The 12416-nt window shown below is 53.7% G+C and carries 8 protein-coding genes; 6 read left to right on the forward strand and 2 right to left on the reverse strand.

Annotation, left to right across the window (positions count from 1 at the left end):
- Positions 1-21: 21 nt before the first annotated feature.
- Entirely contained in the window at positions 22-2724 is a 2703-nt protein-coding gene (locus BM040_RS20845) for a hypothetical protein (RefSeq protein WP_092105643.1), read from the reverse strand.
- A gap of 154 nt (positions 2725-2878) precedes the next feature.
- Between BM040_RS20845 and BM040_RS20850 the strand changes: the two genes are divergently transcribed.
- Entirely contained in the window at positions 2879-3784 is a 906-nt protein-coding gene (locus BM040_RS20850) for a universal stress protein (RefSeq protein WP_139217863.1), read from the forward strand.
- On the opposite strand, the gene BM040_RS20855 is transcribed toward BM040_RS20850, so the two are convergent.
- Positions 3781-4677 carry an ATP-grasp domain-containing protein gene (locus BM040_RS20855; protein WP_092105647.1) on the reverse strand — a complete coding sequence of 299 codons (897 nt, stop codon included), beginning with the start codon at positions 4675-4677 and terminating at the stop codon, positions 3781-3783. The two genes, BM040_RS20850 and BM040_RS20855, sit on opposite strands and share 4 nt — an antisense overlap.
- A 148-nt stretch (positions 4678-4825) precedes the next feature.
- On the opposite strand from BM040_RS20855, the gene BM040_RS20860 reads away from it, so the two are divergent.
- The 5 genes from BM040_RS20860 to BM040_RS20880 all read left to right on the forward strand — a co-directional run bounded on the left by BM040_RS20860 (position 4826) and on the right by BM040_RS20880 (position 11654).
- Positions 4826-5461 carry a hypothetical protein gene (locus tag BM040_RS20860; protein ID WP_092105649.1) on the forward strand — a complete coding sequence of 212 codons (636 nt, stop codon included), beginning with the start codon at positions 4826-4828 and terminating at the stop codon, positions 5459-5461.
- Positions 5462-6061: 600 nt separating this feature from the next.
- Positions 6062-9196 carry a SusC/RagA family TonB-linked outer membrane protein gene (locus tag BM040_RS20865; protein WP_092105651.1) on the forward strand — a complete coding sequence of 1045 codons (3135 nt, stop codon included), beginning with the start codon at positions 6062-6064 and terminating at the stop codon, positions 9194-9196.
- A 22-nt stretch (positions 9197-9218) separates the two neighbouring features.
- Positions 9219-10724 (forward strand): RagB/SusD family nutrient uptake outer membrane protein, encoded by a 1506-nt coding sequence (locus BM040_RS20870; RefSeq protein WP_092105653.1) that lies wholly within the window; start codon positions 9219-9221, stop codon positions 10722-10724.
- A 142-nt stretch (positions 10725-10866) separates the two neighbouring features.
- Positions 10867-11325, forward strand: coding sequence for a D-aminoacyl-tRNA deacylase (gene dtd / locus BM040_RS20875; RefSeq protein ID WP_092105655.1), 459 nt, complete (start codon positions 10867-10869; stop codon positions 11323-11325).
- Between the two features lie 2 nt (positions 11326-11327).
- On the forward strand, positions 11328-11654 hold the full coding sequence (locus BM040_RS20880; protein WP_092105657.1) for a nucleotide pyrophosphohydrolase: 327 nt from the start codon (positions 11328-11330) through the stop codon (positions 11652-11654).
- Positions 11655-12416: the final 762 nt, after the last annotated feature.

A 12416-nucleotide genomic window follows, 5' to 3' on the forward strand; every position in this document is an offset into this window, starting at 1 on the left:
AAAACTCCTTTGTCCAAAGAACTACTCCCCCACCCTGAAGCGCAGTTTCTTCAGCTCTTTGCCGGAGGTATAGTATAAAGTATAATCGTGGGTGATGTCGTTGTAATAGATGGTGACGGGGTTGTTGGTCTCCAGCGAGCGCCCTCCGATGAGCCTTCCGTTAGCGTCGTAAAGGTAAGTTTTGCCCGGCCCGGTCTCAGTAATGGCGTAGATTCTGTTCACGCTGCCAAAGCGGAAATACTGCACAATTTTAGGGGCCGAGGTAACATAGCGTTTCTCAAACAACTCCTTCAGGTCCTGGTCAAAAATCGCCACCTTCCCCATTTCCTGCCGCACGATTACGGCGGAGCGGCCGTTGCTGCTCTCCGGCACCAGATCGAACATGGCGCGTTTGCTCGGGCGGTGCAGTTGTTGCTGCTGCAGCACCCTTCCCTGCAGGTTGAAGGTAATCACATTGCCATACCGGGTTACCGCCGTTACCTCCGTGCGCCGCAGGTCTGCCCCGGCCTTCACAGTCAGTCCCGAGGTTAAGGGCACCTTTAGGTCGATGGGGAAGCCTGGGTAGGTGTCTCCGGTACGGCTTAGGGCATAGATATAGCCATTTTGCAAGGACACCAGCACCACATCCTGGCCACCTACACGCACGTGCTGCGGGCTTGCCGACAGGCGGTAATCCATGCGGCGCGGCTGCCAGCCCTGCACCGCGGCGCCCTGCATGTTAAACATATACAGGTTTCCGTAGCTGTCGTCTACCAGCAGGCGGTAGTTACCGTCCTTCTCATAGTCGAACACAGCCAGGTGCTGCAAATCCACCGTATCCGGCAGGTTAAATGGAAAGTTTACCAAAGGCGCGCCCTGGTTATTGATGGCATGGATGCGGTTGCCCGTGATAAACAGGTAGCGTAGCTTTTTATCGGCCCCATACTCTATCTGCTTGATGTCGCTGCGAAGGGCAGTGCTGAGGCTGTCGGTCCAGCCGCGCCTACCCTGGTCTGTGATGTTGATGAGCACGTTGGCCGAGTCCTGCACCACTACCTCCCGGGCCCGGGTTACCGCATTCTGTACCGGGAATGGCTGCGTGTCGATCCGGTTGTTCAGCGCTATACTTTCAACCTCCTCAAAACCGTCCTGGCTGTCGGGCTTAATTTGGTCCGGCCGCCGGATAACGAGGCTGGTGTAATAGCGCCCGTCATTCTCTACGAGCGAAAACTGCAGCCCCACTTGGGCAAAGCGTTTGATCAGGGTGGCGTTCTGCAGTAGGTCTTCCCGCTCATCTTCCCGAGTATAGCGGTTCAGGAGGTACCAGGCATTGGCGTTGCTCAGGAAAAAGCTAAGGTTTGCCTCATGCTGCGCCTCCTCCAGAAAAGCCTTCTGCACCCCCGACTCGCTCCAGGTTTCGCCCTTGGCAATGTCATCGAGCAGATGCCGCAGCGTAACCGCCTCCTCTGCCATCACCAGGTAATCGTCCAGCTGCACGGCATACGTTTGCTCAAAGCCTTTAAACACGCGCCCCAGCAGTTGCTCCGGCAGGTTGGGTACATCCAGCAGTTGAATGGTATACTTCCCATACTTCTCGATGTAGGGCTTTTCCTGCTGGCTGGCGGCCAGGTTGCTGAGCAGGCGCTGTGCGCGGGCAGGGTTTACTGTATGGGTATAAATAAGCTTCTCGGGGCTCTGCGCTATGCTGTTCGACTCCAGGTATACCACCGCCGCCTCCTTGCTCAGGCCGCGGGACAGGCTATCTGCCAGCACTAATGTTGGCCCCTGCCCTTGTCGCAGCTTGGATACATCCTGCAGGCCGAAGTGCAGCATCATGGCCGTATTGTTGGGCAGGTATCCCCTAATGCCCAATGGCTGCGGCTTTTGGGGCTGCATGGTATTATGGAGCGAGTTCTTCAGTCGCTCCGGCACAGAAAAACCGTTCAGGAAGATGCGGTTCTGCCTCAGCTTCAGCTCCAGCATGCCGCTCTGGCAAAGCGACGACAGGTAGCGCACCTGCGGCATCAGGTCCTTCTCCAGGAAAAGCCCCAGCAAGTCGGGCAGCGCCCGGTAGTTCACAAACACGTTGGCGTACACATCGGGCTGGCTCAGGTAATTTACATTGCTGAAATCTGCCGCTACAGAGGCTGGCGTACCACGCGAGGCACGCCGCACTATCTCCTCCACCAGAGCTGGCGAGGAACTGAGGATGATGTTGTTGTGAAAGGTAAAATAGGTAAAGCTGCTGCCGTTGCGTTTGTTAGCGACACTGGTAAGCAAATGGCCCTGGTAATCGCGGGTGCGCTGCTCGTAGGTGTCGCTTTTGTTGATGTTCTCGGCAAGGGTGCGCATAAAGCGGAGCTCACCCACGGAGTTTACCGGCACATAGAACACGAACCTCGTTTCGGCCCCACCCTCTACGTGCAGCGAGGTTAGGATGTGCTTCTCGTTCAGGAAGCGGTCCAGGCGCTGGTTGCCGGGTGCCACGCTATCCAGGTAGGTCAGGTTGTCGGAAAGGCTTGCCGTGGCAGGCAGCATCGCCACGCTCTCCCACAGGTTTGTCTCCCGCAGGTGCTCCAGCAGTTGCTGGTGGTTGTTCGTCTCCACCACGAGCGCCGCATCCTCAGGCACCAGCGTCCAAAGGTCTACCTTCTCCTGCGAGGCCTTCCAGCGGTTAAACCCGTAGAAGATAAGGGAGGCCAGTATAACGAAGCCAACAAAGATTAATACAAGGCGTTTTGGCATAGCAAGCGCTGTGGAGCTACAAAAATAGGAGAAAATTCTGAACTACACGGGCCAGCTGCCGAGGCACCGGTATAGTTTGGGGATCGGCGCACCTCCTTTTGCGGCTTACCACGTATACATCATCCAAGTTAAAATCAAAGACCCTTACGTTTATATGTTCAGAATACTGATACCCGTTGACTTCACAGAAGGCTCCACGAATGCCTGCCGCTATGCCCTGCACCTGTGCGCTGCCTTGCCTCAGGCCGAAATACTGTTGCTGCACTGCTTCAGCGATTACCTGCTACAGCCCCAGCTCGACGACCCGACTACGGATACGGGCTACAGCCCCCTGAGCCCCGGCTCAGAGATGATGACAGACCGCGTGCTCTACCAAAACCAGCAGGAGCAGCAGGAAAAGCTCGAAAAGCTGTACAAGGAGCTACTGGCAGAGGCCCATACACAAGGCAACCACACCCAACTGAAGCATGCCTTTATCAATGGCCTGACCGAGGATGTAATCCGGGACGAAATAGACCGCTACAAACCTGACCTGCTGCTGATGGGCACCAAGGGGGAAGACAACATCGCCCGCTCACTTTTTGGCACCATCACCACCAAAATGGTAGAGGACGCTAAAATACCGCTCTTGACGGTGCCGGAATCCTACAAAGACTATAGCCTGCACCGCGCCCTCTACGCCACTGACTTCGACAAGACCGACGCGGAGGCAATCACGGTGCTGCTGCAGCTGCTAAAGCCGTTTGACCCCGAGATACTCTGTACCCATATCGGCACGGAGGACTCGGAGCGGGATGACAGCTTTAAAATGGAGCAGTTGCAGGCAAGGCTTTACGCCGCCCTGCCCGACAACAACCTGCAGTTTGCCATACTTCCGAGCGAGGATGATGTGGCCGATGCCCTGCAGGACTTTGTGGCCCGCGAGCACATCGGCCTGATTGCCGTAAACAACCACCAACGCTCCCTGTTCAGCAGCATCTTTAAACCAAGCCTAAGCAAGAAACTGGTGCTGGAGGCGCAGGTGCCACTTCTTATCTTCCACAGCACAGAGAAAGTTTAGGCAATACGCTGTTCCTGCAGCTGCGCTGACAGGGCATCGTAATACCGCTCTATGGCTCCCTCGCTGGTAGCCATAAATAGGAAAGGCTCTATAAGCTCCAGCTCCATCAGCACCAGCTCACCGGCGCGCTCTATGCCGTCCACACGCGCATAGAGGCAGCCTTGGGCATACTTGTCTACCAGGTTGTGGGCAGCCTCCAGCAGGTGCGCCGGCGGCTCCGGGGTGTGTATCGTTCCGCCAAAGAAATGCTGCACCCTAAAGTCGCCGGCCTTTGCGGTTTTAAGCACGGTATGGCTATATTCTCCGTTAAAGAAAAGGAAAGACCACTCGCCTTTCGTCTGGATTTCGGGGATGAAGGGCTGCGCCAGAAAGCTTTCCTGCTGCAGCAGGCTGTTTATACTTTCGGCCTGCGTTTCGGCCTCTTGTGGGGTAAGGGCAAAGGTGTTCTTGGCGCCGCCGCTCACGGCCGGCTTCACAATAATTTTATCCGACTGCAGTCGCTCAAACACGGTAGCCACGTCCAGGCTGCTGCCCTGCTCCAGCCACAGGGTTGGCACGACCCGCTCCCCTTTCTCCTGCAGCTCCACCAGGTAGCGCTTGTCCGCGTTCCAGCGTACGATGCTGATGGGGTTGAGCACCCGCACCTGCAGCTCCTCCAACTTGCTAAGCCAAGTATAAAAAGTGTCGATTTTGTCGAAATAATCCCAGGGCGATTTCAGCAGCACCAGCTCATACTTGCCCCAGTCCACGGCGGGATCGTCCCATACTTCGAGGGTTACCTGCAGGCCTTTTTTCGTCAGGAATTGGTGTAAACGGGCATTTTCCTCCTCCGATACCCCTGTATACTTGCCCGCGTCTTTATAAGTGATGAGCGCTATTTGCTGTGTGTTCATTTTTTATCATCTTTGCCGCCAAATTATACTTTATCCCAGGCCAAAACAACCCTTCGGGCGGTGTGCTAAAACTTAAAAACTTTTGGGCGGTTGATCCTCGTATGTAAGTATAGTTTACCTGCACTTTCTACTATATTTAGCGTTCACTATGTTTCTCCGCCCTTACAGCATATGCCACGCCTGCGGTCTGAAGGCCCGTTTGCTCCTGCTGTTGCTGTTTATACACACCTTTGCCACTGCCTGCACCGACAATGCCACAGAAGAAGAGGCCGAGTTGCCGCCTGTGGTGCGCCGCAGCGCCACCGACACCGATACCACCACAGTAGCCAGCGCGAATACCTTCGACCTGCTGGGCAATCCGTTTGTGGCCACCCTGGAGCAGAGCAACGACCTTACCAGCTACTTCGACCGCATCAACGCTGACTTTACCGTAGACGCCGAAGCCATCGAGAACCGCCACAACGCCGGTGTAACCGACACAATTTATACTATCCGCTCCGGCGAATCGGCCATGGAGTTCTACGCCCCGTCTTACTCGGGCGAGCTGCTGCTACAAATGGCCGACATCCGCAGCGCCGACATTGCGCTGCGCGACAACCTTCGGGTGGGCATGCCGCAGGCAGAGTTACTGAAACGCCTGCGCAGCCAAAACGGCGATATGAAAATAACACAGACACCCACCGAAATCATCGCCTCGGCCAGAGAGGGCGCTCCCATGAGCCTGCATTTCTTTATACAAGGCGGCAAGGTAACGCGCATTTTATACGAAGGGTATGTAGATTAAGCGTTCAAGAACCTGCTAGGGATTTACGGCAGCACGTATACGATCTCTCCTTCGTACCTTCCTTTTTCATACTTGCTCTTTCTCTTTGCAGTATATTCCATGCTGCTTTTCACCTGCCAGGTTAATTCCTGTCGGGAGCTTATTCTTTTGTAGTACCTAAGCAACTTCTGCCGGGTACATACCTTTTCTATGTTTACCAAAGCTGCTCCTGAACTGCAGCACATTCGCTCCCATCCCATTCAGGCCGCTTATCACCTTATTCCCCTCGCAAGACTGCAGCCTCACGCTTACTTAGATTATACTTTTTTCTTTCAGAAATTGAATCATTATATTTAAATATCGTAATAAGGGATTGGTTACTTACTTCTATAGAATACAATTCTGCAGAAGGCGTAAAATCATGATTATACGGGTTTAGGAAGGCAGATTGTAATCCGAGCGCACGGGTTTTGTGTGGCATGCGGACTCTAAACATCTGTTGGTAAGGTGTTATGAGCCATTCATTACTGAATGAGCGGCGGCTTATACCTGCGTGCGGTCCTTCTGTACAACTCTCAGCTCTGTCATAGAAAAATATTATTCACTTAAATAATAAGGTTTATGAAGAGAATTGTACCGCAATGGATGCAGCGGCCAAACCGTTGTGAGTTCTGTTTCCCCGGGAAGGAGCACCAACTCAAAAAGCACACCCGGGGCCTCTTTCTCCTGTTCTTCCTGCTCTGCTCCGTTCCCGCCTGGGCACAAAGTGGCTTTACGGTGAGCGGCACCGTGAAAGACGACAGTGGCACTGGCCTGCCGGGTGTTACCGTGCTGCTGAAAGGTACTTCCACAGCTGCCCCCTCGGACGTGCAGGGCAATTACAGCCTGACGGTTCCGGATGGCAACGGTACGCTCGTGTTTTCCTTCATCGGGTACCAGTCCCAAGAGATTCCGATAAACAACCGCACGACGATTAATGTAACGCTTGCCACCGATGCCAAAGCGCTGGAAGAGGTAGTGGTAGTAGGCTATGGCACAGCCAGGAAGAAAGACGTAACCGGCTCTATTGCCCAGGTTAGCGCCGAAGATCTGAACCCTGGCATCAACACCAACGCGCTAGGGTCTATACAGGGTAAAGTGGCCGGCCTTACGGTAACGCAGCCTTCCGGCGACCCGAACCAAACCCCTACTGTCCGGTTACGTGGCTATACTTCGTTGGCGGGCGGTAGTGACCCGCTCTATGTGGTGGACGGGGTGATCGGTGTGCCGATTACCAGTGTGGCGCCGGGGGACATTGAATCCATGGATGTGCTCAAAGATGCTTCTGCCGCCGCTATTTACGGTTCCCGCGCGGCCAACGGGGTAATCATCATCACCACCAAAAAAGGAAGGGCCGGCAAAGCCACCGTTAACTTCAACAACTACATCGGCGTGGAGACCATCTCGAACCAACTGGAGTTGTTGGATGCGGATGCCTACAGGGCGCAGGTGGCCCGCATCAAAGGAGAAGCCTCCCTGAGCGATAACCTCCGCTTTCCGACAGGAGGCGGCAATAACGGGTTCAACACCGACTGGATGGACGAGATCTCCCGAAAGGCAGCCTTCACCAACAACCACGACCTGGCCCTGACGGGTGGCAACGAGGCATTCAACTACAGGGGCTCGCTGAACTACATCAAGCGCGAAGGCATCATCAAAAAGACGGACTTTGAACGGGTAACGGCCCGCTTCAACGCCGACCAAAGTCTGGTGAACGATAAGCTGAACATACAGTACAGCCTGTCTTACTCCAACAGAGACTCCCGCCTGAGCAACAACGACGTGATAGCCGAGGCCATCACCTTCCTGCCGACGCTACCTATTTACTCCCCCACCGGCAGCACTAACTTTGGCGGCTACTACGAGGTAGAGGGCTCCTTCGACCTGAACAACCCGGTGGCCATGCAGAACAACTACCAGAACGACGAGCAAAACCGCGTGCTGATTGGTGGCTTGAACCTCCGGTATGAAATTTTAAATGGCCTGACCTTAGGTGCCAATGGGGCTTACCGTCAGGAAAACACGGTAAATAGTGGCGCCTACAACAACATCGTGAAAGGCTATACCGGCAGGCAGGGCGGTGCCAACGCAGGCGACTACCCTTCGGCCAGGTCGTTGTACCAGACCAACAACAAACTTCTCGACCTGACCGCCACTTATGCCCGGGGCCTTGGCGAAAGCAGCAACTTCTCTATACTTGCCGGCTACTCTTACCAGAACAACATAGACGATGGCTTTAGCGCCCGAAACAGCAGCTACATCCTGGGCGGGTACGAGCTCTTTGGCTACAACAACTTGGGCGCAGGCCAGGGCTCATTGCTCAGCGGCAGGTCCGACTACACGACCTCCTACAAGAACGAGTGGAGCCTGGTATCCTTCTTCGGGCGGGCTACTTTTAACCTGCTGGACAAGTATAACATCACGGCCACCATTCGCCGCGACGGCAGCTCTAAGTTCGGGGCCAACAACAAATGGGGTACTTTCCCTTCCTTCGCCGCCGGCTGGACCCTCTCCGATGAGGAGTTCCTGAAAGGCAGCAGCACGCTGAGCTATCTGAAACTACGCGCGGGTTGGGGACAAACGGGTAACTCGGAGGGCATATCGCCTTACCAGTCCATCCGCTTGTATGGTGTGATCCGCAACTACTACGATGGGTCGGTGGGCGACTATGTGCCCGGCTACGGCTATGTGCAGAACGCCAATCCGAACCTGCGCTGGGAGATACTCGAGCAAACAAACCTGGGCCTGGATTTTACCCTGTTCAACAAGCTGAACGGCAGCATCGACGTGTACAACAAGCTTACTAAAGACATGCTGTACCCTTATACTGTTCCGGCTGATGGTATCAACTACGTGACGAGCTCCATACTTGCCAACGTGGGAGAGATGCGCAACCGTGGTGTAGAACTATCCCTGGGGGCCGATGTCATCAACAACGGCAACTTTTCCTGGAATGTGAACGCCGTGGGCTCCTACAACAAGAACGAGATTGTCTCCCTGACCGGTGATGGCCTGAGCGTGGGTGTTATCCGCTACAATGCTTTTGGCGGCAGGGGCCTATCTGATGTGTTCGCCTCCCGGCTTAGCGAGGGGCGCCCGCTGGGAGAGTTCCTGATTCCGCACTTCGTGGGGTACGACCAGAACGGGAAAGTTTTGCTTGAGGCAGCTGATGGCGGAGAGGCTACCACAGACTATTCCAAAGCCAGACTCTATGAGGCCGGCACAGCCCTGCCCAAGTATACGGCCAGTTTGGTCAACAGCTTTCAGTACAAGAACTTCGATTTGAACTTCCAGCTACGGGGCGCCTTTGGCCACAAAATCCTGAACAACCTGCGCTCCAACCTCACCATTCCGGGAAGTATACTGGAGACGAACATGCTGGAGGAAATAGCCGATTACCCGCTGGATTACAGCACGAACCAGCTGTCGGACAAGTGGCTGGAGAACGCCTCCTTTGTGCGGCTGGATAACTGGCAAATCGGTTACAACATCCCGGTGAAAGGCGGGATTCTGCAGAACGCGCGGGTGTATGTGGGCGGCAACAACCTGTTCATCATCACCGGCTACAAAGGCATAGACCCGGAACTGGAGGTGAAAGGCGACCTGCAAACCAGCAACGGCGTGCAGCAACAGGCTCCTAACTCGGTGGGCCTGGACAACAGCAGCATCTACCCGAAAACACGCAGCTTTCAGCTAGGAGTTAACCTAACGTTGTAATCACCAATTCAGGAAAAAAGATATGAAGACCAAGTATAAAATAGATAGCAGATTTTTCCGGATACTGTTTCTGATAAACTTCGTGCTGGGGGCTTGCATGGTCCAGTCCTGCACCGATCTGGACGAGGAAGTATACGACAAAGTACCTTCTGATAAGTTTGGCACCAACCCCGAGCAGCTAAATGCCCTGGTGGGTCCCTTGTACAGCAGCCTCGGCGACTATTTTGGCCGTTACATTGAGATGAATGTGTCCACAGACGAGCTGATCATCCCGACCCGTGGCGGCGACTGGAAGGACGGTGACAAGTGGCGCCGCATGCACCAGCACACCTGGGACCCGACGCAGGACGATGGCATTTTCAACGGCGTCTGGACCTGGGTGTACAACAACGTCACCTCCATTAACCAGCAGCTCAACAACCCCAACATCGCTGCCAACGCGGAGCTAAAAGCCGAGCTCAGAGCCCTGCGCGCCTTCTATCACTACATTGCCATGGATAACTTCGGCAACGTGATTATCGCAGACCAGCTTTCGACAGAGGCGCTTGGGCAGAAAAGCCGCGCGGAAGTATACGCCTGGATCGAAAAGGAACTGGTAGAGGCTTTGCCTGATTTGTCGGAAACAGTGGGCGGCGCCAAGTATGGCCGCATGAACAAGTATGTGGCCAACATGATCCTGGCGAAGATGTACCTGAACGCAGAGGTATACATCGGCACCCCGCAGTGGAGCAAGGCCATCGCCCAGTGCGACATGATCATCAACTCGGGCAAGTATAGCCTGGCCGAGGATTTCTTCTCCAACTTCAGCGTTAACAACGAGGGATCGCCGGAGATTATACTGGCCACGCCAATGGATAAAACAAAGCGCTCCGGTATGAACATCCACATGCGTACGCTGCACTACCGCCACCAGATCACCTACGGCCTGGGCGTGAGCCCCTGGAACGGTTATGCCACGCTGCCCGCCTTCTACAACTCTTTCGAAGACAAGGACATCCGGAAACAGATGTGGATTGTGGGGCAGCAGTATGCCGCAGACGGAAGCCCGCTGAACGATGACAACGTGCCAATGGTGATTACGGTGGACATTCCGGCTTTCGAGATGCCTGCCGGGCCAACCGCCCGCCTGGCCGGTGCCAGAAGCCAGAAGTATGAGATTCAGCGAGGCAACAACTACTCCAGCCAAGACAACGACTTTGTGATTTACCGCCTGGCAGATGTATACCTGATGCGCGGCGAGGCCAAGTTCAGGCTGGGAGACACGGGCGGGGCCCTGGAGGATATCAACTTTATCCGGACCAAGCGCGGCGTGGATGCCTTTACCACCCTTAGCCTGGATGCCATCCTGGCAGAGCGTGGCCGCGAGCTGGCCTGGGAGTTTCACCGCCGCCAGGATTTAATCCGCTTCGGGCAATTTACCAAAGAATGGCTCTACAAGCCTGCCTCAGCCGCTACCAGAGAGCTTTTCCCGATACCATCCAGTCAGCTGGCCCTGAACCCTACCTTGAAACAGAACCCAGGCTATTAACCCGGAGGGCTGCCTGCAAAGTATAAACAGCAGGTATAATTTGAAAAAGGAGCATGTTTATCTCGTGTAAGCATGCTCCTTTTTACTTCCCCTCCCTCCTCTCATTTTGCTATCTTTGCCCCGAACCAAAGTATAGCATACCATGCGAATTGTGATTCAGCGGGTGACGCAGGCTGCCGTGCAGATTAAAGGCACCACGAAAGGAGAAATAGGCTTAGGTTTGCTGCTGCTGGCCGGTTTCACCGCCGACGACTCTGAGGAAGACCTGAAGTGGATGGCCGGCAAAGTAGCGGCCCTGCGCATTTTCTCCGATGCAGAGGGAAAGATGAACCTGAGTATAAAAGATGTAGACGGCGATGCGTTGGTCATCAGCCAGTTTACACTTTATGCCAGCACCAAGAAAGGCAACCGTCCCTCCTACACCAATGCCGCTCCCCCGGCTGTTTCCATACCCCTGTATGAGCGTTTTGTACAACTGATGGAAGAGGCGCTGGGCAAGCCGGTTCAGACAGGTGAGTTTGGGGCAGATATGAAAGTATCGCTGCTGAACGACGGGCCGGTGACGATAGTCATGGACACGAAACAGAAAGACCTTTTTTAAATATGACCATAGCCGAAGCACAAGCCATCGTCGATAGATGGATCAAAGAAAACGGGGTACGCTATTTTAACGAACTCACCAACATGGCCATACTTACCGAGGAGGTAGGCGAAGTGGCCCGCATCATCTCCCGCCAGTACGGCGAGCAGTCGTTCAAGAAAAGCGACGAAGGCAAGCAGTTGGGCGACGAGCTGGCTGACGTATTGTTCGTGCTCATCTGCCTGGCCAACCAAACCGGCGTGGACCTGACCGAAGCGCTGCAGAAAAACCTCGAAAAGAAAACCAACCGCGACAGCAACCGGCACAAGCAAAACGAAAAGTTGAAGTGAGCCTTGGGAGTTAGAGAGTTAGAGAGTTGAGGAGTTAAAAAGTTAGAAAGTATAAAGAGTACCGCTGGCGCCGGTATCCAACCGGTGCCGCCTGGTGTGCGGCGAGTCTCCAGACTCGCTTTTGAACAGTTTTATACTTTGGCTATACTTTATACTTTGATTAAACAGCTTTTATACTTCGTCCCTGTTGGTGGTAATAAAAACTATAAAGTAAATGCCCGTTTTGAATGATAAGGAATGTCCCGAGTTAAATCACCTTAACCTGATTATCATTTCGTTTTATAAAAGATATAGAAAGAGAGAAGGACATTCTCTTAGTGCCTTCTGGGCTAAAATGGTAATGGGCTTTTGTTTCACCATACATTTTTTTACACTCTGGGACATAGTTGTTGCAATTTTTGGAATGTACACCTTAAGAAGGTATGTCATAGAACACTATTCAATTTTTCCGATTTTTGGTATTTGGGTCGCAATGACCTATTTAGTACATAAGTTGACAGTCCCCAATCATGCGATCAGGGACATATTTTTACATGAAGAAGAATACCTGAAAGGGCAAAAGTTGGGTTGGTTTCATTTGGCTTTTAGTGCTGGTTTAACCATTTTATTTTTACATTTCACAAAGCCACACCTTAATTATTGAGAGAAATATTAAAATTACTTCCACCAACAACTAAGGCTTCGTTGGGTACGGAGTGCCTACAATGAAGCCGTGGTTGCACCCAACCGGGCGACGCGTTATGGGTTTTAAGTCGGAAGAGG

Origin of the sequence: Pontibacter chinhatensis, assembly GCF_900113285.1 — a bacterium.
Classification (GTDB): domain Bacteria; phylum Bacteroidota; class Bacteroidia; order Cytophagales; family Hymenobacteraceae; genus Pontibacter; species Pontibacter chinhatensis.